The organism is Pontibacter fetidus, assembly GCF_010119545.1.
Lineage (GTDB): Bacteria > Bacteroidota > Bacteroidia > Cytophagales > Hymenobacteraceae > Pontibacter > Pontibacter fetidus.
Map to the genome: position 1 here is coordinate 222,983 of NZ_JAAEAA010000002.1, position 24,022 is coordinate 247,004.

Genomic DNA, 24,022 nt, shown 5'->3' on the forward strand with positions numbered 1-24,022 from the left:
ACAATGCGGTAGCAAAGTGGGCTCCCTAAAACGCAGAAGAAATTACTTCTTCTTGTGTCTGTTCTTTCTTAGGCGCTTCTTTCTTTTGTGTGTAGCGATCTTATGTCTTTTTCTTTTCTTTCCGCAAGGCATAGTCTTGAAGTTTTGTATTTGTGAATAATTTCTTTAATACTATTTAAGTCGGGCCAGGTACTCATCAACTGAGGCAGCCAGGGCCGGATCATCTTTCATTGTCTTTACCTTGTTAAACAAGGCAATGGCTTCTTCTTTTTTGCCGGTCTCAGCCAACGATACAGCCAGGTTAAAGTTACCTTCCAGGTGCTTCGGGTTTACCTTCACCAGGTGCTCAAAACGCTCCAACGCTTTATCATACTGCCCAGACTGCATCGAAAGTATACCTAAGTTAAACAGGGCTTTCTCGTTATCCGGGTCAGCAGAGATTACCTCACGTAGCATCGTAATACCCTGCATCGGGTTAGAACTTGCTATGTAGGTCATCGCCACATTGGTTTTGGCATCCAGGTCAGCGGGGTTGTTCTTCAGCACTTTCTCGTACATGGCACGAGCTTTAGTACCTAACTCAGCAGCACGCTCCTGCGACGCAGCATACGTAAAAGCATCAAAGTAGCTATCGCCGGCTTTTCTGAAATTACGCTCACCTGGCCTTGCATTCGCTACTGTTTCGTAGTAGTAACCTGCACTGTCAAACTTAGATGCCGCTGCATATGCTTCTGCCAGTTCTGAGGCCAGCAATACGCGCTGTTGCTTATCGGTAGCTTTGTTGTAACGGGCTCTTACTGTAGCCAGCTCCATTAGTTGCTCCGGGGTAGCTGTTGCGTGCGGGTCACCGGCATTAGCCCCGGCAACTGCAGCCTCATCTTCATGGCCGTGGCCATCATCAGCAGAGTGACCTTCCGAGGCAGCAGCTTCGGTATTACCCTTAGCCAGGCTATCTTTGTCATCTTCATTTACAACTACTTTGGGCAAGAAAAACATACCTGCTACTAGGGCAAGTGCCGCAACAACTAAAATGATCTGGTTACGTGTCATTCCTGAAAAAATAAGTAGGTGTTAATTATAAATCTGCAAAATCAGGAGGCAAAGATACGAAAGAATTAAGAATGAGCCAGTTCTTTGATCTTTTTGCTGTTCTTTATCTTCGCGATGAAGGTTTTAGACGGCTTAAAGCTTGGAATAAAGTGCTCATCAATAATAATAGATGTATTTTTAGAGATGTTACGAGCTACTTTTTTGGCGCGCTTCTTATTTACAAAGCTACCAAAACCTCTCACGTAGATGTTGTTACCATCAGCCATTGAGTCTTTCACTACTTTGAAAAAAGCCTCGATGGTAGATTGAACATCAGCCTTATCAATCCCTGTTTTATCAGCAATCTCTGATATTACTTCTGCTTTAGTCACTTTCTTGAGTTTTATAAATTTTAAAATATGATAAATTTCCAATACATTAAGCTGGCAATTGCACCAACTCCGTGATTTTCGGGGCACAAAGGTAGTTTTACTTTTCGATATGTAAAAGTTTTACGCTTAAATTATTAAGTATAAATTCCTATCCCTTAAGGCTATCTAAATCGGGCATTTCTGCAACAGAATATAACTTTTCCGCATGCCGGTTGCACAACTATAGCTTTGTTGACCGATTTACTTTTTACAGGTGTCAGAACAAAACTATAACTTTATCAGTTCTACTTTACCACTTGCTGCAGCATACCCTATGGCCAACAACCCCTCCTACTTCTCTCAAACGCTGATAAACTGGTATAACCGGAACAAAAGAAATTTACCATGGCGTACCACAACCAACCCCTATTTTATCTGGTTATCCGAAGTTATACTGCAACAGACACGTGTAAACCAGGGGCTGCCATACTATATTAAGTTTACAGAAGCTTACCCTACCGTGCAGGACCTGGCCGCCGCCCACGAAGACGAAGTGCTGCGCCTTTGGCAGGGTTTGGGATATTACTCGCGGGCACGCAACATGCACCATACAGCCAGGCAAATTGTGCAGGAGTATGGCGGCAATTTCCCGGGTAACTATAGCGAACTACTGAAACTAAAGGGTGTTGGCAACTATACGGCGGCGGCCATTGCAGCCTTTGCTTTTAAAGAGCAGGTAGCCGTGCTGGACGGAAACGTGTTTCGGGTATTAGCGCGGGTCTTTGGTATTTCAGAAGACATAGCTGCGCCGGCTTCCCGCAAAATTTTCCAGGAGCAGGCAGACCAGTTAGTACCTGCCACTGAACCGGATACTTACAACCAGGCCATTATGGAGTTTGGGGCTATACAATGCACGCCTATTATGCCCGACTGCCTGTTTTGCCCGCTGCAACAATCGTGTTTTGCTTTTACGCACGGACTGGTGCAGGAACTACCGGTAAAATCGAAAGCTAAGGCAGCGCGGCCGCGTTATTTCCATTACCTGGTTTTTGAGTGGCAAGGGCAATATTATATGCGCAAGCGTTTGGAAGGCGATATATGGCAGGGACTTTACGATTTTTACCTTTACGAAAGCCCAGACAAAACTATAGATGCTACCGTATTATTAAAAGAACTGAATGCAGCGGGAATCCCTGTAACTATAAATCAACTTTCTAATCCTTTAAAAGAGTATAAGCATATACTAAGTCACCAAAAAGTAACTGCTAAATTTTACCTTATAAAGCTGCAGGAAAAGCTAAATACCGAAGTAGAGCAGGAAACACGACTGGCACTTTACGATGCTGAAAAAATAGATGAATTACCGAAGGCAGTTTTGATCAGCAACTATTTGAAAGATGCCAAGATTTTACTACATTTATAGACTGAACTTTTTCTTTCTTAAATTTGTAGTTCAGTAAGCCATATTTGCCTCCGGCTTGGTTGCCGGAGTAGCCCAATTAATTAACTATTTAAACTAAAAAAGACATGGCAAGTGTAAACAAAGTAATCCTGATCGGAAACCTGGGCAAAGACCCTGAAGTTCGTCATTTAGAAGGTGGTGTGGCTGTAGCCCGCTTCCCTTTAGCAACCTCCGAATCTTACAAAGACAAAAGCGGCCAGCGCGTTGAGAAAACAGAATGGCATAACATTGTTGTATGGCGCGGCCTGGCCGAAGTAGCCGAAAAATATGTACGCAAAGGTCAGTCTGTTTTTATCGAAGGCAAGATCCGCACCAACCAGTACCAGGACAAAGATGGCAACCAGCGCTACTCTACCGAAATTGTAGCAGATTCATTAGAGATATTATCTCCTAAAGGTAGCAATGAAGGTGGTAACACTGCAGAGCAACAGTCAGCAGCATTACATCAAAGCTCAACTCATCAGACTGGCAAAACATCGGCCCCAGCTGGTGTAGCACAGAACGACGAGCCAGACGACCTGCCGTTCTAATCCTTGTTTAACCTAACAATTGAATTTTGGGAAGTATAGATCCTGGAGACCCCCTGAGTTATAGTTTACTGCAGTTATTCCAAAACACGTCTGCTTTACTCAGGATCGAATATATTATAGCTATAGTTGGCTGTATAATCCTTTTGCTGCTTTCTGCCCTTGCTTCAGGGGCAGAAGCAGCATTTTTTTCTTTACAAGAGCCTGATCTGGCAAAGCTTAACAACAGCCCAAACCCTACCGATAAACGCATTTTAAAGCTGCTTGCTGATCCGCGCCAATTACTTACACAAATACTGGTTATCAATAATGCAATCAATGTTAGCATTATTACCCTGTTTGCCTACATTGCCTGGTTGCTGTTTGGTACGTTAGGTATAGCTGAGTTTGCCGGCTGTATGCTGTTTGCTACTTTCTTGATCGTTTTTTTCGGGGAAGTGCTGCCCAAAGTATATGCCCACAAAAACCCGCTAACTATAGCCAGGCGTGCAGCACCTGGCTTAGCTATACTTAAACCATTTATACAGCCATTTGCTAAATTACTGATGGCTATTGGCAGTTGGATAGAGGCCAGATATGGCGCCCGTAGTTATAACCACACCATGCAGGAACTAAAGCACAGCCTGGATGTAGCGCTAACCAACGAGGATACTTCCCCTGAAGAGCGTCGTATTTTGCGCGGTGTCGTAAATTTTGGTTCTATTACTGTGAGGCAAATTATGCGGCCGCGTGTGGATATCGTGGCATTTAAAACGACACTTACTTTGCCCGAGCTGCTACCGGAAATTATGAAATGGGGCTACTCGCGTGTACCGGTTTATAAAGAAAGCACCGACCAGATTGAAGGTATACTTTACGTAAAAGACCTGTTACCGCACATTGATAAAGGCCCTGAGTTTAATTGGCAACGCCTGATACGTGCTCCTTTCTTTGTGCCGGATAACAGGCGTATTGCAGACCTTTTCGAGGATTTTAAGGACAAGCACGTGCACATGGCTATAGTATTGAATGAGTACGGCGCTACGGCAGGTTTGCTTACGTTAGAGGATATTGTGGAAGAAATTGTGGGCGAAATAAACGATGAGTTTGACGACGACGAGGTTTTCTACTCCCAGTTAGATAAAAATACCTTTATCTTTGATGCCAAGACATCGTTGCACGACTTCTGCAAAATAGCTGAAGTGCCTTTCGATGTTTTTGATGATGTGAAAGGCGAAAGCGAGTCGGTGGCCGGGCTGGTGCTGGCGCTTTTTTCGCGCATACCCAAGCCAGGCGAAACTATAAACTATGGCCCGTTTCACTTTACTATAGAATCTGCGGACAACAAACGCGTAAAACGAGTAAAAATAAATGTCGGAAATAAAAAAAAGAACCCGCACAAAGTTAGTTAAGCTGCAACTCGGGTTATGGTTTGCCCTGGCACTGGCCGTTGTTTCCTGTGAAACAGAGTATACACCAAAACCAAAAGGCTACAACCGTATTGATCTTCCGGCACAAACTTACCAGCCTTTAAAAGAAGCGCACCCTTATACTTTCGAGTTTTCGAGCCACGCCAAAATACGCCCCGACTCGTCTAAGATAGCGCAACCTCATTGGATAAACATAATTTACCCAAGCCTTGGTGCCAATGTGCAGCTTACCTACAAAGACCTGAACGGCAACACCAAAATGCTGAACGACCTGGTAGAAGATGCCCGCAAGTTAACCGGCAAGCACCAGATTAAGGCGTATGCTATAGAAGAGGCCGAAATCAAAACACCAACCGGCGATATTGCTTCTGTGTTCGAACTGGAAGGCGAAGTACCAAGCCAGTTCCAGTTCTATGTTACCGACTCAACAAAACATTTCCTGCGCGGTGCTTTATACTTCAGAACAGCCACACAGAATGATTCCCTTGCCCCAGTTATTGAGTTTGTAAAAAAAGACATCGTTCATTTGCTGAACACACTGAAGTGGCAGAAAGGGAAGTAGAAACCTCACAGCGTTTTACAGACCTGTGAGTGTCTTTTGCTATAGAACCTGGGCACTACAGGTCGTGAAGACACTGTGAGGTTGGCAGCTTCACCACTCATGCAAATACTGATTCAGACAAAATCAGTATCTTTATACTTTCATCACCCAAGTATAGCCAAAGACATTGAGTAACTTCTTCCATACGAAGATCGAGTATCTGAAAGGGATAGGCCCTATGCGTGCCGAGCTGTTGCAGAAGGAGCTGAACATGTATACGTACGGCGACCTGATACAACATTACCCCTTCCGTTACTTAGACCGCACCCAGTTTTACCGTATTGCCGAACTCGACGAAAGCATGCCGTATGTACAGGTACGCGGGCGTGTAAAAGGCAAGCAACTTTTGGGCGAAGGCCGCAAGCAACGCCTGGCAGCTACGCTTGTAGATGAAGCCGGTGACGAGATGGAACTGGTTTGGTTTAAGGGTGTGAAATGGATGGAGAAAAGCCTGAAGAACCACACCGACTATATTGTTTTCGGGAAACCGACGGAGTTTAATGGCAAGTATAATATGGCTCACCCCGAGCTGGAAGAACTTGCCGAAGAAAAGCAAACTACCTCCTTCCTGCAGCCGGTTTACCATACTACCGAAAAACTAAAGGCCCACCGCATCGACAGCAAAGTGATCTCTAAGTATATCGAATCATTGCTGAAGATCGCTGCGCCTAACATACACGAAACCCTTTCGCCGGACCTGATAGATCTTTACCGACTCACAGACAAACGAAGCGCGCTGCAAAACATACACTTCCCGGAGTCGGTGGAAAAGTATAATGCGGCCAAGTTCAGGCTTAAGTTTGAGGAGCTTTTTTATATACAGTTGCGCCTGTTGCGCCAGAAAGTAGTGCGCCGCGCCGACCTTGCAGGACAGATTTTCAAACAGGTGCCAACGGTTACGGAGTTCTACAAAAACCACATGACCTTCGACCTGACCGGTGCGCAGAAACGGGTTATAAAAGAGATCCACAAAGACATGACGTCGGGCAAGCAAATGAACCGTTTGCTGCAGGGCGATGTGGGCTCCGGTAAAACTATAGTTGCCTTCATCACCATGCTGATCGCTGCCGATAATGGGGCTCAGTCGGTGTTGATGGCGCCAACCGAGATATTAGCAGAACAGCATTATACAGGCCTGAAAGAATTTGCTGACAGGTTAGGTATAAAAATCGGGAAGTTGACAGGATCATCTAAAACAAAGGAACGGCGCGAACTACATGAACAGCTCCGCTCCGGCGAAATGAAGATGATTGTTGGCACACATGCCCTATTGGAAGATGTAGTGCAGTTCCATAACCTGGGTTTGTGTATAGTTGATGAGCAGCACCGGTTTGGCGTTGAGCAGCGATCTAAACTATGGCGCAAAAATCCGCGCATCATTCCCCATGTGCTCGTGATGACGGCCACTCCTATTCCGCGCACACTGGCCATGACCTTATATGGCGACCTGGATGTATCGGTAATTGATGAGATGCCGGCCGGCCGTAAGGAAATCGTTACCGTGCATCGCTTCGACTCTCACAGGCTGCGTGTTTTCCAGTTTGTAAGAGATCAGATAAAGCTTGGTCGTCAGATTTATATCGTGTATCCACTGATCGAGGAATCGGAGCAGATGGAACAGTATAAGGATCTGATGGATGGCTATGAAAGTATACGGCGGGCTTTTCCGGAGTACCAGGTAAGTATGGTGCACGGCAAACTAAAGCCACAGGACAAAGATTACGAAATGCAGCGCTTCGTGAAACACGAAACCCAGATAATGGTGGCTACTACGGTTATTGAAGTGGGTGTAAACGTGCCAAATGCCTCAGTAATGATCATAGAAAGTGCTGAACGTTTTGGGTTATCGCAGTTGCACCAGTTGCGTGGGCGCGTAGGCCGTGGGGCCGAGCAGAGCTACTGTATCCTGATGACGGGCTACAAACTGAGCAAAGACAGCAAAACCCGCCTGGAGACAATGGTGCGCACTAACAATGGTTTCGAGATTGCCGATATTGACCTGAAATTACGCGGTCCAGGGGATTTAATGGGTACCCAGCAAAGCGGTGTGCTCGACCTGCTCATCTCTGACCTGGCCAAGGATGCACCTATACTTCAGGAAGCGCGTGCCGCAGCACAAAACATATTACACGATGACCCCCAACTCGAAAATGCCGAACATCAGAACATCCGCAGGCATATTCAGTCGTTGAGCGCTAATACTGTAAACTGGAGCCGTATCAGTTAAAAACCCCTATTTTATAGTTGCTGGTGTAGCTACTACAGCCTGCACAGTGTTATGGGGCAGGCTTGCTTCTTTGTACATTTGGCCAACCGTAAGTGTTGCAGATGCCTTTTGCACAGTGCTATGTTGGGTGTTAACTATAACCTGAGGGCTTTCGGCAGGAGTAGTTACCAGTGTATCTTGTCGGGTTAATTTGCTTATCAGTAAAAGTGCTATAAAGGCTAGTATTTTAAATACAAATCTCATTTTCTATCTACCCTAAGGTGTACTATAACAGAAAATACATGTTGCAGCAGAAGCTTCATATTAAGTGAATGACCAAATTCATCGCTCTACAGGCAGGCTTTTATAAGTAGTCAGAATCCAACAAATGTTCATATAAAACTATAGCTATATTGGCTTTAAACCCCTATACTATAAATTAAATACAATTTTATAATTACTGCTTTACATTGGCTGCATTTTGTTTAGTAGCCTCCTAAATTAAATTTGACTAATGCTTGGCTATACCTTAAGTTTGAGTTCGATTCAAAAATATCAACCCGTGAAAAACCTGTACTTCCTTATTGCTTTTTGCTTGTTTGCAATAACCTCTTTTGGGCAATCCAGAACAAAAGGCACCATGCCATTCGAGTATCACCCGAACGTATCTGAAGACAGGTATAACCAGCGCATTACAACTAAAACGATACCGACAGGTGCCGAAGAATTTGTGATACTCAGCCGCAAGCCTAACGGTAATTATGCTGTGGAAAAGTACATGGCAGGTCTGAAAAAAAAGTGGGGAGCTACTATACCGTTAACCACAGAGCAAACAGTGTATGGTTTTTATACTAACCCAACAGCAGCTATAGTTGTAGCCCATACCAAAACAGGCGCTACCCAGCAATTACACGGATATATTATAGATCTTGCCAGCGGCACCCTAAAGGATAAGCAACTATTAATGGAAAGCCCTGTTTCTAACCGCGAGCCGGGCATTGCGTTTTCGCAGGACGGGTCTAAGCTATTGGTTTTTAACTACCAGGCCGACAGCAACTATAAGATCAGAAGTGTAAAAGGTGTGCTGTATGATGCCAAACTTGAGAAGGTAACCGATACAAACTATAACCTGAACGATGTGCGCGACATACTTTCGGTGGATATACATGTGAGCAACAGCGGCGAGCAGTACCTGAGCCTGATATCGGATAACATGAATCGCCTGACGGTACGCCAGTATAACATGAAAGACCCGAAAGCCAAAGTAATGAGCGTGTTGGTGGGCGGCATGTATGGTGGCAAAAAAGTATACATCATGGATTCGCGGTTTAAGCTGATGGCCGACAACCAACTATACGGTGCCGTAATTACTGCCGAAGAAGCGTCCGGTTTATACTATAGTTTGAAAGCCGTACGCTTTAACTTTGAAGCCGATGACATGGTGTTTGCTGAAGAGTTTAAATTTACGCCTGATTATCTTGCCAAAATAAATGCCTTAAACAAAACAGACCAGAACAAGCCGAAGCGTTTTGAAGACATCTATATTTCTGATTTACTACAAACTACTGATAACAAACTACTTATACTGACTGAAAAGAAGTACACTACTGGCGGTAAGAACGCACCATATTTTGCAAAAGAAATGCTGCTGTTTGCTTACGACGAGTATATGAACTCCGCCTGGACCTCTGTCTTGATGAAACACCAGCAAGCGCCTGCCGAAGATGTATTTTCTGGCATCTCGTATAGTGCTTACCTGAATGGCAATACCCTGAGCCTGCTTACTTTAGAAGAACTGGAAGGTAAATACGACCTGTACCTTCGCCAGATTGATACCAAAACCGGTCAGACAACCGAGCCAAAAGGTGTGCGCCTGAATGTAGCCAATGACAAAGAACTGGCTTATGTAAAAGATTTTACAAGCTGGCTGACAGAAAGAGATGTAACCGTAGTGGTGCGTCCGAAAAAACGCGAAGCTGGTCTTAGATTACATCATATTCAGCTGAAGTAGTTTTTTAAGTATAGCTGTCGTTTGGGTGCAGGGGCTGTTGTGCCCTGGTGGTGTAGCTTTTTAGTAAATGATGCCAGTTGCAGGCACATATGCGAGAACCCTACATAGTTTACAATATCAACATACATATTAAACTCTTTACGGGAGCCGTGTAATACGCCAAGTTTATCTACTTTATAGGTATTCATGGCGGAGCATGGCATCCAGCGAACTGTTTTTTTGTGGCGCAGCATGTAGCGGTTTATAGCCACTTCCAGTTGGTAGCACTTCAAGCGTTGCTTTAATACCTGTCTTAAATCGGCAGTTTGCAAAATGCGCTCACCCGAAAGTAACACATCGCTACGGTACCATTTCACAAACCATGGCGAGTTAATGCGCCGCATAATGATCATGTCTACTTCAAAATATTCCTTATAGGCATCTAAGGCTGCTTCCAGTTCACTTTTTTTCAGGCCCTTTAAATCAGCATCCATCATTAACAGCGAAGCATGCAACACATACTTTAATCCCTGTTTTATAGCTTTGGTTTTGCCCTGATTATGTAGTAACCTGATAACTTCCACTGTAGGCCAGTTCCTTTCGATATATTCTGCTGTTCCGTCTGTAGAGCCATCATCTACACAAATTACCTGCTCTATATATTTCGTGCTCACAACAACATCAAGAACCTGGGCAATTCGCTTACGTTCGTTATAACAAGGTATTAGGCAGCTTACTTTCATTAGATACTATAGGTTTATAGTTGGGGCGCTGCTCTTCATACGTATAAAATACTATAGGCTTTACATTTTTAGATAAAAAAATATACTTTTTATTATATTTAAAATATGTATCAAAACAAAAAAGGCTTTCCCCTTAAGAGAAAGCCTTTCTAAACTATAAATGGTCAGAAATTAATAAACGTATTCGTTTGCTTCGATAAGCGCTGCTGCAATACGACGGCGGGCGTCTTTTGTATTGTAGAGGTCTTTTTTGGTGAAGCGTTTTAAGCCCATAAACAACAGGCGTTGCTCATCACCTTCGGCCATTGCGGCAATCGCATCTTTACCAGCAATGTATGAAGAGTCTACCGCATCGTTCACAACTACACGGGCAATATCTATCTGGTTAGCAACAGCTTCTTCACCTTTGCTGGCAACAAGCTTCTCTACACGCAGTAAAGTAGACTCTGCCACATAGGTTTTAATAGCCATATCCGCAATGTGCATTAGTATCTCCTGCTCTTTTGCCAGCGATGCCATGTACTTCTGAACAGCCGTACCAGCTACTAACAGGATAGCTTTTTTCAGGTTACGGATAACCTTGTGCTCCGCCGTAAACAGACCTTCCTCTTCCTCAGCGCCGAAATCAGGAATAGCCATCAGTTCGTTCTGCACGTTCTGCGCAGGGCCCATCAGATCAAGTTCGCCATTCATAGCTTTCTTCAGGATCATGTCCACGGTAAGCATGCGGTTAATCTCGTTGGTACCTTCAAAAATGCGGTTGATACGCGAATCGCGGTAAGCACGGTCCATTGGGTAGTCAGCTGAGAAACCGTAACCACCATAGATCTGTACCCCTTCATCCACCACGTAATCCAGCACTTCAGAACCTTCTACTTTCAGCATGGCACACTCTACGGCAAACTCGCGGGCAGCACCTAGTAGAGCTTCATTTTCGTCCTTGCCGGCAGCCATTAGCTCCTGTTCCATGCGGTAAATGTCCATACCGGCACGGTATTGCGCCGACTCTACAGCAAAGATCCGGATTGCCTGCTCTGCCAGTTTATGACGGATGGCACCGAACTTAGAAATAGGCAGTTTAAACTGGTGACGCTCGTTCGCATACTTCACTGATAAACTTGCCACGCTCTTAGACGCACCCAACGTAGCAGCACAAAGCTTGATACGACCGATGTTCAGGATGTTGAAAGCGATCAAATGACCTTTACCAATCTCGCCCAGCACATTCTCTTTTGGAACTTCGCAGTCTGTTAAGAATACCTGGCGCGTAGACGAGCCTTTGATCCCCATTTTATGTTCTTCGTTACCAAGGCTCAGGCCCGGGTAATCTTTCTCAACTATAAAACCGGTAAACTTATCGCCATCTACTTGCGCGAAAACAATAAATACGTCGGCAAAGCCTGCGTTCGTGATCCACATTTTCTGACCGTTCAGGATATAGTGTGTGCCCGCTTCATTCAGCACCGCTTTGGTTTTAGCAGCCAGGGCATCCGAGCCAGAACCCGGCTCTGTTAAGCAGTAAGACGACATCCATTCACCGCTCACTAACTTTGGAATGTATTTCTGTTTCTGCTCTTCTGTACCAAAGTATAAAATTGGCAGCGTACCAATACCCGTGTGAGCCGCAAAAGCAACCGGGAACGAATGCCCACCACCTACTGATTCTGTTACCAGCAGCGAAGTATTAAAGTCCATGTTCAGGCCACCGTATTGCTCCGGAATAGACACTGCGAACAGACCAAGCTCTCCTGCTTTTTTCATCAGGCTCTCCATCAGGCCTTCTTCGTGGTTATCCAGTCTTTCAAGCAGCGGGTGTACTTCTTCGCGCACAAAGTCCAGACAGGTCTGGGCCATCATGCGCTGCTCTTCGTTAAAATCTTCGGGCGTAAACACGTCCTGCGGATTCGTTTCCTTTATCAGGAACTCACCACCTTTTAGTATTGCGGTTTTATTCTGAGTTTCCATGGGGATGTATGTTTTAAGTTTTTAGATACAGTTATAGTTAGTTGTTTTATGTAGAGCTGCTTTTGCTGGCGCGAGCGTCCTCGCTCGTGACTAACTATAGTTTGGACCTCTGGCCCAGTTGAGTTACAAACTCAACATCATAGCAAGGCACGAGTTACAAACTCGCGCCAGCAGTTAACTAGCTTACTTCAGCAATTCGTAGATACCAGCCACGCCCTGGCCACCACCCACACAGGCGGTTACCATGCCGTACTTCTTGCCTAAGCGACGAAGCTCGTGGAACTGCTGGATTGACAGCTTAGCACCAGAGCAACCCAGCGGGTGACCTAAAGCAATAGCACCACCACTTATGTTAAGCTTAGCAGGATCGAAATCCAGATGACGCATTACAGCTATAGATTGTGCCGCAAAAGCCTCATTCATCTCGATCAGGTCGATATCGTTCAGCGTCATGCCGGCCATTTTCAACGCTTTCGGAACAGCTGCGATCGGGCCCATACCCATAATGCGCGGATCAACACCACCTGTAGCATAACTCACCAGACGTGCAATTGGCTCCAGGTTCAGCTCTTTCACCATGCGCTCACTCATCACTATAACGAAGGCTGCGCCATCCGAAGTCTGAGAAGAGTTACCGGCTGTTACGGTACCACCTGCTGCAAATACAGGCTTAAGTCTAGCTAAAGCTTCAATAGATGTATCAGCACGTGGGCCTTCGTCGGTATCAACTACATAACTGCGGGTTTTCTTTTTGCCGTTCTCATCCAGGTAAGTTTCTTCTACCGTAATCGGCACGATCTGCTCTTTAAAGTAGCCGTTCTTGATCGCGTTGATTGCTTTCTGATGCGAGTGGTAAGCAAACTCATCCTGGTCTTCGCGGGTAACTTTATAGTCGTTAGCTACCGCTTCGGCAGTTAAGCCCATGCTCAGGTACCAGTCCGGGTTGTTTTTGGCGATCTTATAGTTTGGAACTGTTTTCCAGCCAGCCGTTGGCACCAGCGACATTGATTCGGTTCCGCCTGCCACGATACAGTCAGCCATACCAGCTGAAATTCTGTTTGCAGCAATAGCTATAGTTTCCAGGCCAGAGCCGCAGTAACGGTTCACCGTCATACCAGAAACCGACATCGGCAACGACAAAAGGGAAATCATACGGCCAATCTGTAAACCTTGCTCCGCTTCCGGTACTGCGTTACCAACTATAAGGTCGTCTACACGCTCCGGGTCTAAAGCTGGCACAGAAGCCATAAGGTGTTTGATGACATCAGCGGCCAGGTCATCAGGTCTGGTGAACCGGAATCCGCCACGGCCAGCTTTACCAACGGCGCTACGAAATCCGGCTACGATATATGCATTGTTCATATCTATGAATTGCTAAATTGTTAAATGGTTGATTGTTGTTCCCTGGTGCGAGCTTGCAGCTCGTATCAACTACATTACCACTATCTACATCATTAATTTCTCAGCGGCTTGCCAGTTGTTAGGATGCTTTGAATACGCTCCAATGTTTTGCGCTCACCTGTTAATGAAAGGAAGGCTTCACGCTCCAAATCCAACAGGTATTGCTCGCTCACTTCAGTTGGGGCAGACAAGTCACCACCGCACATCACGTAAGCCAGTTTCTGAGAGATCTTCAGGTCGTGCTCTGACATATAGCGGCCGGTAAACATGGCATTAGCTCCAGTCAGGAACATACCTAACGCGCCTTTGCCCTGTACTTTAATATTAGTGCGTTGTACCGGTTTGGTGTAACCGGCTTCGGCCAGAAGTATAGCCTGCGCTTTAGCATCGGCAATCAGGCGGTTACTGTTTATAGTTATACCATCTGATTTACGCATAAAGCCCAGGTCTACCGCTTCTTTAGCCGACGTAGAAACCTTTGCCATACCGATGTTCAGGAACACGTTTTTCAGGTCGTTGTACTCTATGTCGCCGTCGGCATACATATCCGCAGCGCGTAGCGTCATTTCTTTTGTACCGCCACCGCCTGGGATCAAACCGACACCAAACTCAACCAAGCCCATGTAAGTCTCAGCAGCCGCCTGTATGTGATCCACGTGCAGGTTAAGCTCGCAGCCACCGCCCAGCGTTAAGCCATGTGGTGCACCTACTACAGGTATAGCCGAATAACGCATGCGCATCATGGTGTTCTGGAACTGGCGGATGATCATGTTCAGCTCATCAAAATCCTGATCCAGCGCATACATGTAGATTAAGCCTACGTTAGCACCCGCAGAGAAATTAGCGCCCTGGTTACCTACTACCATACCACGGAAGTCTTTCTCGGCAAGGTCAATACCTTTGTTCAGCGCCATGATCACGTCGCCGCCCATAGTGTTCATTTTGGTATGGAACTCTACGTTCAGGATGCCGTCGCCTAAATCAGTTATAGTTGCACCGGTGTTTTTCCAGATTACGTTGCTGCCACGCAGGTTCTCGAGTATAATAAAGTTCTCGGCACCTGGTATGGCTTTATATTCTTTGCTGTTGATGTCGTAGTAGCGGCGGTTGCCGTTCTCTACAATGTAGAAGGACTCTTTGCCGCTGTTCAGCATTTCTTCTACCCAGGCAGCAGGCTGATAACCGTTTTCGATCATGCGCTGCACACCTTCACGGGCACCAATGGCATCCCAGTACTCAAACGGACCAAGCTCCCAGCCAAAGCCGGCACGCATGGCATCGTCTATTCTGTATAGTTCATCAGAAATTTCAGGAATGCGGTTGCTCACGTACTGGAACAAACCATAGAGTGACTCATTAAAGAATTGCGCAGCTTTGTCTGACTGACCAGAGAAAACTTTCACACGCTTCTTCAGATCTTCAATCGGCTTTAGCACTTCCAGGCTCTGGAATTTGGCACGTTGCTTCGGTCCGTACTCCAGCGTATTCAAATCGAGCGTCAGGATCTCTGTTTTGCCTTTCGCGTCTTTCGTTTTTTTATAGAAACCCTGACCGGTTTTATCACCCAGCCATTTGTTCTCTACCATCTTTTGCAGGTAGTCCGGCAACTGGAACAGTTCCCGCGACTCGTCTCTCTCGCCAGTCTGGTAAAGACCATTTGCTACGTTAGCCAGTGTATCCAGACCAACCACATCCAGCGTTCTGAAAGTAGCCGACTTCGGACGACCGATGATCGGACCGGAAATTCTGTCTACTTCGTCTACGTTCAGGCCCAGTTTGTTCATAACCTGCAGCCCCTGCATGATAGCATAGATACCTACACGGTTTGCGATGAAGGCAGGTGTATCTTTTGCCAGTACAGTAGTTTTCCCTAAGTATAGATCACCGTAGTGCATCAGGAAATCAACTACAGCCGTATCAGTTTCTGGCGTTGGTATGATCTCGAGAAGCTTTAGGTAGCGTGGCGGGTTAAAGAAGTGTGTACCGCAGAAGTGTTTTCTGAAATCATCTGATCTCCCTTCCAGCATCATGTAGATTGGGATACCCGATGTATTGGAAGTGATTAGTGTACCCGGCTTGCGATGCTGCTCCACCTGGTCGTACACCAGTTTCTTGATCTTCAGGTTCTCCACTACCACTTCAATGGTCCAGTCGGCAGTAGCGATATCCTTCATGTTGTCTTCGAAGTTACCTGTCTGTATCAGGCGTGCATCGGATTGGCGGTAAATCGGCGACGGGTTTGACTTTAAGGCTGCATCCAGTGAGCTGTTTACAATACGGTTACGCACGGCTTTACTTTCCAGCGTCAGTCCTTTTTTCTCTTCGTCGGGCGTTAGCTCCTTTGGTACGATGTCGAGCAGCAGCACCTGCACCCCGATATTGGCAAAATGGCAGGCAATACGCGAGCCCATTACACCGGAACCAAGTACGGCTACTTTCTTAATTATTCTCTTCATAGAATAGCTATAGTTGTCTATGGGTTAAAATATCTCTTTATTCTCGATCAACCCCTGTATGCGGCCACACACTTTAAAAAACACATCAAGTTCTTCCTGGGGTATCTGTTCGCGCACCTTGTGGTTAAAATGCAGCACCGTTTTCCGGGATATCTCTTTTTTCTGCAGTCCTTTTTTTGTGAGGAAGATGCGCACCAGGCGTTTATCGCTTGGGTCCGAAACTTTAAAGATCAGCTTCTTCTCTTCCATGCTTTTCAGGATGCGGGTAAGGCTACGTGCCTCCAGGCCTAATAAGGGCGCAATTTTAGTGGCAGGCGTACCGGCTTCCTGGTCTATGTTTAACAACACAAACCCGATAGATGTTGTAATGTCATTTTTGGCAGCCTCGGTGTTGTACATGCGCGAAATGGCATGCCAACATACTTTCACATTATAATCTACTGTCTCTTCTGGCTTCATAAACACATTGGTATATACCAAATATAGAAAATAAATGTTATGCAAGCATACTATTTTAGAAAAATTTATTCGGCATGCATAAAATGTAGTACGGCAGAAGCAGATTACAGATACTATAGTTATAGCCTTAACAATCGGGCAATAAAAAAGCCCTCCGTTTTGGGAAGGGCTTTGGTTTTATAGGCTATCGAGTTCAGCTTCAGTGTAGGTTACGCCGGGTGGTGGAATTAAGACATCTTTGGCGGTACTAAACTTATGGTTATCACTTTTCTTCATCTCCTGGGCTTCAACTATTTTCAGCAGTTCCCGCACACTTTTCTCAACATCATCATGAAGCGTGGTTTTCATTTGCACCTATCCATTATACATAGTAATTCTAAGGGAGTAGAAACCCATATCAAAGCCGTCATGTATAATCTCTTTAAGGTGGTTTAAATCAATAGAACGATATAATGTATAGACCTCTTTCAGATCAACTGAGTCTAACTCTCCAGTATAGTTAGCCTTAATACTTAAATCATATAGTTCCCGCAGCCGATAGTAAAACTTACCATCCGGTGTAATTTCTACATCTTTAGAATAGGCTTTTCGCCTAAAGCTGGGAAGATTGAAAAAGTAATCTTTTCAAACTCTAGTCCATTTGTCTTTTCAGCTTTTACAGGCTGGGCATTATCATCAACTATAGTTTCGGGTTGCTTCTGCTCTTTACAGGCAAAACAAACTATAGCTAAAACTATAAACAGGCATCTCTGCATGGTAACTATAGGTTAGTATATAAAAAAATCATCCTGAAAGAATCTTAAGCTTATAAAACCAAGATCTTTTCAGGATGACAGTATTGGTAACTATAACTTTAGCAGGCAAGAGCCGCCTTAGCTATAATCTAAAACATGCTATCAATCTCTTTCTTATAGTTAGCTGTGATGATTTTACGCTTCACTTTCAGAGTTGGGGTTAGTTCGCCGGTTTCTACGGTCCACATGTTCGGTATTAGCTTAAACTTCTTAACAGTTTCGTACTGGGCCAGGCCGTGGTTTGCTCTCTCAATCTCGCGCTTATACTTCTCCAGAATTTCAGGCTTGGTTATCATCTCAGCGTCTGAAGTATACGGAATGCCTTTGTGCTGGCAGTAATCCTGTAAGCCCATAAACGACGGAACTATAAGCGCAGCGGCATATTTCTGCCCATCGCCTACTACCATAACCTGCTCAATTACAACAGACTCTTTCAGCTTATTTTCGATTGGCTGCGGTGCCACATATTTACCGCCCGACGTTTTAAACATTTCTTTTTTGCGGTCTGTGATCTTGATGTACTTGCCCTGAACCAGTTCGCCGATATCGCCGGTATGGAACCAGCCTTCGCTATCTATTACTTCCTGGGTAAGCTCAGGTTTGTTGTAGTAGCCTTTCATTACATGTGGCCCGCGGGTCAGAATTTCACCATCGGTTTCAGCTATTTTCACTTCCACGCCATCTATTGGCATACCTACCGTACCAATCATGTTGTTTTCAGGCTCAAAACGGTTAACCGTAATTACCGGCGAGGTCTCCGTTAGACCGTACCCTTCCATTACCCGGATGTTGGCAGACCAAAACACGCGCGCCAGGCGAGGCTGCAACGCTGCGCCACCCGAAACTATAGCTATAACGTTCCCGCCCAGAGCTTCGCGCCATTTACTGAAGATAAGTTTATTGGCCAGCGCCAGCTGCTGGTTATACCACCAACCATGGTTTACCTGCGGGTCATATTTAAGGCCAAGCTCCAGTGCCCAGAAAAACAACTTACGCTTTATGCCTGTCAGCTCCATACCTTTCGCTATAATCTTATCATATACCTTCTCGAGCAGGCGCGGCACCGTGGTAAATACATGTGGCTGTACTTCTTTCAGGTTTTCGGCTACTTTTTCTATACTTTCGGCATAATAGATAGACACACCTACACGCATGTATAAGTATAGTAGCATACGCTCGAAAATATGGCAAAGCGGCAGAAAGCTAAGTGCACGGTGTGTATTATTTACCGGCACGTAAGGCACCGTACCCTGCACGTTGCTTACCAGGTTGCTATGTGTCAGCATTACGCCTTTCGGGTTACCTGTAGTGCCGGAAGTATAAATAATGGTCAGGATATCGTCGGGGGTAACAGCATCGCTCAGGGCTTTAAGCTGCTCCGGGTTTTCCATTTGCTTGCCGAGTTCTACTACATCAGACCAGTGCTTGGCACCATGTACTTCATCAAAGGTGTAAATCTCTTTTATACTATCCATGCCGTCGGTGGCGGCTATTACTTTATTGTATAGTTCGCTGTCGGCAACAAAAATTACCTTTACGGCTGCATCGTTAAAAATATAGCGGTAATCCTCAACGGTTATAGTTGGGTACATGGGCACGCTAATGGCCCCTATCTGCTGAATACCAAAGTCGGCAAAAACCCACTCCGGACGGTTAAAGGAAATGATCGCAACTTTATCGTTTTTACCGATACCTAATTTCAGAAGGCCAAGGCTTACGTGGTTGGCCATGTTCTGTACATCCTGGGTGCTATACTTTACCCACTGGCCTTCTCTTTTTACAGCAAGGCAGTCTGAGTTAGGGTAATTGTTTAGCTGATGCGACAATAGGTCGATAGTACGGGTAATGCTCATGCTGTCTTATTATCTTTGTATATAGTATAACCTGTTGCTCCTGCAACCCGGTCCGAAATATTTGCTGATTGGGCAATCGTTAGTGCATTTTAATTATTTTTTTTTATTTCTACCAGTTTCCTTCCTATAAATATTTAATATCAGTTATATTACACTCCTTAATTTACCTTTTACCAGTTAGGTGCAGCTATAGTTAGCGCTTGCCCCTACTAGTTTGGTACTTTAAACTTAAAGTAAAGCAGCCAGCACATGAACCTGTCGATCTTTTTTGAACCGCTGAACGAAGATATTTTTGCAGCACTAAACAAGCCCCGCACGCTGGGCGCTTACATCAACCGTTTTGTAAGCAAGTTCCCGGACTGGCGTGCTGCCGACATAGCCATTATAGGGATAAACGAAACACGCGGTGCCGGTAACGACGAGAACACAGACCCCATGCTGGCAGCAGCGCGGGCCGTGCGTAAAAAGCTTTATACGTTAAACAAAGGTGCGGGCATCTGCAACATTGTAGACCTTGGCAACCTGCGCCCCGGCATTACCTTAGATGATACGTACCTGCGCATAAAGGAAATTGTTGAGGTCCTGATATCGCATGGCACCATACCTATAGTTATAGGCGGCTCGCACGACCTGGAGTATGGGCAGTTTATGGGCTACGAGCACCTGGAGCGCGTGGTAAACATGGTGACTGTAGACAGCAGCGTAGACATGACCGAGGATACCGATGCAACCCCGAATAAAAAGCAACTGCGTAGCATATTAATGCACGAGCCTAACTACCTGTTCAGCCTTGGGCAGATCGGGTACCAGTCGTATTTAGTGGAGCCGGAAGTAATGGCTACGCTGGAGAAAATGCATTTTGAAGCGTACCGCGTAGGCGAAGTGCACCGCAACGTGCAGGAAATGGAACCGGTTGTGCGCCTCGCCGACCTGCTGACGATAGATGTAGCAGCCATTAGGTACCAGGATGCGCCGGGCTACGAACCTGCAAACCCGTTTGGCCTGACCGGCGAAGAAGCCTGCCAGCTTTGCTGGTATGCCGGCCTGAACGATAACCTGACCTCGCTGGGAATTTATGAATACAATCCCGCCCTGGATAAACGCGAGCTAACCGCCATGACCGTTGCCACCATGATCTGGTATTTTATTGAAGGCTTTTACCACCGCAAAAACGAGATCAGCTTCGACAGTAAACAGTTTACCAAATACGCCGTTGCCTTTAATGATAACCCGGACCGGATGGTATTTTATAAAAGTAAGCAAAGCGAAAAATGGTGGCTTGAAGTGGAGTCGCTTTCAGAGGGGAAAAGCCCGCGCGTGGTGCCCTGCAGCTACGAAGATTACCTACAGGCAACCAAAGGCGAAGTGCCCAACCGCTGGATTCTGACACAAGCGCGGATTGGTTAACTATAAATGTGTAAATTTGGAAGCCTGCACAAACGGGCAACTATAAACCAAGCTACAGGCATTTTATTTTAGCTTACAAACCACCCGAACACCAGCATGCAATTACCCGAGTACACGTTACAACAGCTTGCCCTGCGCAACGGCCAGGACCGAGACGAAGTATGGGTAGCATACAAAGGCGTTATTTATGATGTCAGGAAATCGAGGTTATGGCGCAGCGGCAACCATTACGAGCACTGGGCCGGCCAGGACCTTACCGAAGAACTAAAAGATGCCCCGCATACCGCTTATGTATTTGATAAATTTGAGGCGATCGGGCTAGTTAAAAATTCGGTATATCTTAGCAAATAGCCGGGAAACCGGGCAAAAAACAACTATAGACAAACAACAACTTTTACTCATATTTACTTTAACAGCATATGGTTCTTATTGCAGATAGTGGCTCTACCAAAACAGACTGGAACGCTCTAAACCAGACAGAAGTATTACAGAATGTGCAGACAGTGGGCTTTAACCCCATGTATCAGGAAACAGAAGATATCTTTAAAGAGTTAGAAAAGAGCCTGCTTCCGAATCTGGATAATAAGAAACCATCGGCTATCTATTTTTATGGTGCCGGCTGCAGCTCTCCGGAGCGAAACAAGAAGGTATCGGATGCTTTACAGCAATTATTTCCGGAAAGTGAGATACACGTAGACCACGATTTGCTGAGTGCGGCGCGCGCACTTTGCGGCCATAACCCAGGCATTGCCTGTATACTTGGTACTGGTTCTAACACCTGCCTGTATGATGGCAAAAACATTACCGATAACGTGCCTTCGCTGGGCTTTTTGCTGGGCGACGAAGGCAGTGGTGCCTACCTGGGCAAATTGCTGATGCGCGCATACTTTTACCGCGAACTTCCGGAAGAACTGGCCCAATCGCTGAAAAATACTTACAACATTACCAAAGACGAGTTCCTGGACGCGTTGTACGGTGCTGAAGTGCCAAGCCGCTATATGGCTACCTTTGCCAAATTTGCGCATGATAAACGCAAACACCCATTCATCAAGGAGCTTATCTATACCAATTTTGAGAACTTTTTTGAGCGCCATGTGCTAAAGTATAAAGGCCACATGGAATTGCCTGTAAACTTTGTAGGCTCTATTGCCCACTACTTTTCTGAAAACCTGAAAACCGCTGCTCAAAAGTATGGCCTGCGCATCGATACGATCATCCAAAGCCCCAGCGAAGGCCTGATCAATTATCACCAGGAATTACTGATAAAATCCGGAACGGCAAACAAACTATAGTTTATCTCCAGAGAATAATACATCATTCGTCATTTATAACTAATAAGCGTGTCTACTACCGAATCAGCGTCTAACTACGACAGCCTGGAGCAAATGCCTGTACGCCAGCTGCTGGAAAGTATAAACAACGAAGATAAGACCGTACCGCTGGCTGTAGAAAAAGCAATTCCGCAACTGGAGCTGCTGGTTAATGCTACTATAGAACGATTGCAGCAGGGCGGCAGGCTGTTTTATATTGGCGCTGGCACGAGTGGTCGTTTGGGCGTGGTAGATGCATCGGAGTGTCCGCCTACCTATGGTGTGCCGCATGGCATGGTAATAGGCCTTATAGCCGGTGGCGATGCAGCGATACGCAAAGCCGTAGAGTTTGCCGAGGATGATGAACAACAAGCCTGGAAAGACCTGCAGGAATACGACATTACTAATAAAGATATAGTGGTAGGGATAGCTGCTTCCGGACGTACACCTTACGTTATCGGGGGGCTTACTACCTGCCGCGAAAATGGTATAGCTACCGGCTGCATTGTTTGCAACGCCGGTAGCGCCGTTGCCGCCGCCTCCGATTACCCCGTGGAAGTTGTAACAGGACCTGAATTTGTAACCGGCAGCACCCGCATGAAAGCCGGCACCGCCCAGAAACTTGTCCTGAACATGCTTACTACCTCTACTATGATCCGGTTAGGGCGTGTAAAAGGCAATAAAATGGTAGACATGCAACTATCTAACCTGAAACTGGTAGACCGTGGCACATGCATGCTGATGGATGAACTACAACTGGCAAAACCCGAAGCCGCCGCGTTACTGCAAAAATATGGCAGTGTACGGGCAGCTATAGATGCTTATAATAACGGCCTTCCTTCTTAAACTATAGTTATACGTCTTATTTATTCTGCTGCCAGGGCGGTGTCGGGTATAACCAACCCACGGAGCAGCACCTGGGCAGCATCCCGGCTTGGTGCAAGGTAATTGGCAACCGACCATTTATACCCAAACATAAAGCGGTTATCTGATAAACTATAGAGCACCTTTCTACGATAATCGGTAACAGGCTCTAACCCGATTTCAGCACGCAGTGCATTTACTTTTGCTTCTTCCTGTTCGGTGAGCTTCTCTACTAAATATTTATTCAGCGACTTAAGTTTCTTATCACCTTCACAGTCCTTTTTATTAGAGCAGGCTACTTTTACAAGCGCTTTCGTTTTATAGTTCCGGTTACCTTGCTGCGTCTCCATCAGGTAAGCAGCTGCCTGTGGCGAGAGCTTGCCCTGCTGCACCGCATCTTTTAAAATATCCGTAAAATCGAAACCTTTTTTAGCTTTTGTCTGCCGCTCTATCACTATACTGAAGCGTGGCAACTGTTCTATGGTATCACCAACGCCAATTAGCGTTTCGCCGGGGTAGCCATGTTTCTGAATGTTACGGAGCAGGATATCTACATTGTCGCTCTCAATTTTGCGAAGGGTATCGGCATATACGCGCAGGCCGCCTTTTGCAAACCTATAGTATTTATCGCGCGCGTATAGTTCGTCCAGGTCGGCTCTTACATCCAGGTTAGCATGGCGTTTATACTTTTCGCGGCGCTTAGGGTAGCTTTTCAGAAATTTATCCCAGGCTTTGGTTTCGTGCAAGGGCTTAAATACATCTTGTTTCCTGATAAACGGCAACTCTACTCCTTTCAGCACCAGTTCATCAAGGTATTTAAAGGTCTGCTCATAATCTTCGGATAGCATGGCGCACACGGCAGCATTGTAATAGTCGCGGGCAAAGGGCTCTTTAACGGCCTTAAAGGCATCCCTATACTTGGCCAGCGCAGCACTATAGTCTTTAGCTATAACCAGCAGTTCAGCTTCGTGTATAACCGGGTGGTATATTTTAATATAATCCTTGTCGTTGGCATAAACCTGTTGTACCCAAAGCAGGGTTGCCAGGCATAACGTAACGCGCAGAAGTAAAAAGTTTTTGAATGGGAACATACTACCTGTAAGTGTAAAGTGGCTGGCAGGCGCCGGCTCTATCGTTTTCTTTCTGATATCAATTTACAAATCTATCTTTACTAT

The 24,022-nt window shown here is 45.7% G+C and carries 22 protein-coding genes; 10 read left to right on the top strand and 12 right to left on the bottom strand.

From position 1 onward, the window contains the following. Positions 1–171 precede the first annotated feature (171 nt). Both GWO68_RS02095 and GWO68_RS02100 read right to left on the bottom strand, forming a co-directional pair. A complete protein-coding gene (locus tag GWO68_RS02095; protein WP_235941906.1) occupies positions 172–1,050 on the bottom strand; it encodes a tetratricopeptide repeat protein in 879 nt (292 codons plus the stop codon). A gap of 65 nt (positions 1,051–1,115) precedes the next feature. Further along, the gene (locus GWO68_RS02100) at positions 1,116–1,421 is read right to left on the bottom strand and encodes an HU family DNA-binding protein (RefSeq protein WP_007655567.1); all 306 of its coding nucleotides are present in this window, start codon (positions 1,419–1,421) and stop codon (positions 1,116–1,118) included. A 313-nt stretch (positions 1,422–1,734) separates the two neighbouring features. On the opposite strand from GWO68_RS02100, the gene mutY reads away from it, so the two are divergent. From mutY to recG, 5 genes are all read left to right on the top strand, one after another. Beyond that, on the top strand, positions 1,735–2,823 hold the full coding sequence (mutY, locus tag GWO68_RS02105; RefSeq protein WP_162344746.1) for an A/G-specific adenine glycosylase: 1,089 nt from the start codon (positions 1,735–1,737) through the stop codon (positions 2,821–2,823). A gap of 104 nt (positions 2,824–2,927) precedes the next feature. Then, a complete protein-coding gene (locus GWO68_RS02110; protein ID WP_162344747.1) occupies positions 2,928–3,392 on the top strand; it encodes a single-stranded DNA-binding protein in 465 nt (154 codons plus the stop codon). A 26-nt stretch (positions 3,393–3,418) separates the two neighbouring features. Next, the gene (gldE, locus tag GWO68_RS02115; protein WP_235941907.1) at positions 3,419–4,780 is read left to right on the top strand and encodes a gliding motility-associated protein GldE; all 1,362 of its coding nucleotides are present in this window, start codon (positions 3,419–3,421) and stop codon (positions 4,778–4,780) included. Then, on the top strand, positions 4,740–5,360 hold the full coding sequence (gene gldD, locus GWO68_RS02120; RefSeq protein ID WP_162344748.1) for a gliding motility lipoprotein GldD: 621 nt from the start codon (positions 4,740–4,742) through the stop codon (positions 5,358–5,360). Before gldE ends, gldD begins: the two co-directional genes overlap by 41 nt. A 166-nt stretch (positions 5,361–5,526) precedes the next feature. Continuing rightward, entirely contained in the window at positions 5,527–7,626 is a 2,100-nt protein-coding gene (recG, locus tag GWO68_RS02125; RefSeq protein ID WP_162344749.1) for an ATP-dependent DNA helicase RecG, read from the top strand. Between the two features lie 6 nt (positions 7,627–7,632). Here the strand turns inward: recG and GWO68_RS02130 are convergent, their stop codons facing one another. Beyond that, positions 7,633–7,869 (bottom strand): hypothetical protein, encoded by a 237-nt coding sequence (locus tag GWO68_RS02130; protein ID WP_162344750.1) that lies wholly within the window; start codon positions 7,867–7,869, stop codon positions 7,633–7,635. Positions 7,870–8,167: 298 nt separating this feature from the next. Between GWO68_RS02130 and GWO68_RS02135 the strand changes: the two genes are divergently transcribed. After that, the gene (locus GWO68_RS02135; RefSeq protein WP_162344751.1) at positions 8,168–9,616 is read left to right on the top strand and encodes a hypothetical protein; all 1,449 of its coding nucleotides are present in this window, start codon (positions 8,168–8,170) and stop codon (positions 9,614–9,616) included. On the opposite strand, the gene GWO68_RS02140 is transcribed toward GWO68_RS02135, so the two are convergent. The 8 genes from GWO68_RS02140 to GWO68_RS02175 all read right to left on the bottom strand — a co-directional run bounded on the left by GWO68_RS02140 (position 9,604) and on the right by GWO68_RS02175 (position 19,266). Then, positions 9,604–10,338, bottom strand: coding sequence for a glycosyltransferase family 2 protein (locus GWO68_RS02140; RefSeq protein WP_162344752.1), 735 nt, complete (start codon positions 10,336–10,338; stop codon positions 9,604–9,606). The two genes, GWO68_RS02135 and GWO68_RS02140, sit on opposite strands and share 13 nt — an antisense overlap. Before the next feature lie 171 nt (positions 10,339–10,509). Then, the gene (locus GWO68_RS02145) at positions 10,510–12,303 is read right to left on the bottom strand and encodes an acyl-CoA dehydrogenase family protein (RefSeq protein WP_162344753.1); all 1,794 of its coding nucleotides are present in this window, start codon (positions 12,301–12,303) and stop codon (positions 10,510–10,512) included. A 183-nt stretch (positions 12,304–12,486) separates the two neighbouring features. Then, on the bottom strand, positions 12,487–13,665 hold the full coding sequence (locus GWO68_RS02150; RefSeq protein ID WP_162344754.1) for a thiolase family protein: 1,179 nt from the start codon (positions 13,663–13,665) through the stop codon (positions 12,487–12,489). Between the two features lie 92 nt (positions 13,666–13,757). Further along, on the bottom strand, positions 13,758–16,160 hold the full coding sequence (locus GWO68_RS02155) for a 3-hydroxyacyl-CoA dehydrogenase/enoyl-CoA hydratase family protein (protein WP_162344755.1): 2,403 nt from the start codon (positions 16,158–16,160) through the stop codon (positions 13,758–13,760). Positions 16,161–16,184: 24 nt separating this feature from the next. Then, the gene (locus GWO68_RS02160) at positions 16,185–16,619 is read right to left on the bottom strand and encodes a MarR family winged helix-turn-helix transcriptional regulator (protein WP_162344756.1); all 435 of its coding nucleotides are present in this window, start codon (positions 16,617–16,619) and stop codon (positions 16,185–16,187) included. 177 nt (positions 16,620–16,796) lie between these two features. Continuing rightward, positions 16,797–16,967, bottom strand: coding sequence for a hypothetical protein (locus GWO68_RS02165; RefSeq protein ID WP_162344757.1), 171 nt, complete (start codon positions 16,965–16,967; stop codon positions 16,797–16,799). A gap of 218 nt (positions 16,968–17,185) precedes the next feature. Beyond that, positions 17,186–17,374 (bottom strand): hypothetical protein, encoded by a 189-nt coding sequence (locus GWO68_RS02170; RefSeq protein WP_162344758.1) that lies wholly within the window; start codon positions 17,372–17,374, stop codon positions 17,186–17,188. Positions 17,375–17,502: 128 nt separating this feature from the next. Beyond that, positions 17,503–19,266: an AMP-dependent synthetase/ligase gene (locus GWO68_RS02175; protein ID WP_162344759.1), complete on the bottom strand. Its 1,764-nt coding sequence runs from the start codon at positions 19,264–19,266 to the stop codon at positions 17,503–17,505. A gap of 249 nt (positions 19,267–19,515) precedes the next feature. Between GWO68_RS02175 and GWO68_RS02180 the strand changes: the two genes are divergently transcribed. The 4 genes from GWO68_RS02180 (at position 19,516) to murQ (ending at position 22,829) form a co-directional block, all read left to right on the top strand. Next, positions 19,516–20,673: a formimidoylglutamase gene (locus GWO68_RS02180; RefSeq protein WP_162344760.1), complete on the top strand. Its 1,158-nt coding sequence runs from the start codon at positions 19,516–19,518 to the stop codon at positions 20,671–20,673. Positions 20,674–20,769: 96 nt separating this feature from the next. Further along, entirely contained in the window at positions 20,770–21,024 is a 255-nt protein-coding gene (locus GWO68_RS02185) for a cytochrome b5 domain-containing protein (RefSeq protein WP_162344761.1), read from the top strand. Positions 21,025–21,092: 68 nt separating this feature from the next. Next, entirely contained in the window at positions 21,093–21,965 is an 873-nt protein-coding gene (locus GWO68_RS02190) for a BadF/BadG/BcrA/BcrD ATPase family protein (protein ID WP_162344762.1), read from the top strand. Positions 21,966–22,013: 48 nt separating this feature from the next. Beyond that, entirely contained in the window at positions 22,014–22,829 is an 816-nt protein-coding gene (gene murQ, locus GWO68_RS02195) for an N-acetylmuramic acid 6-phosphate etherase (protein WP_162344763.1), read from the top strand. Between the two features lie 20 nt (positions 22,830–22,849). Here the strand turns inward: murQ and GWO68_RS02200 are convergent, their stop codons facing one another. Further along, positions 22,850–23,938 carry a hypothetical protein gene (locus tag GWO68_RS02200; protein ID WP_162344764.1) on the bottom strand — a complete coding sequence of 363 codons (1,089 nt, stop codon included), beginning with the start codon at positions 23,936–23,938 and terminating at the stop codon, positions 22,850–22,852. Between the last annotated feature and the right edge of the window lie 84 nt (positions 23,939–24,022).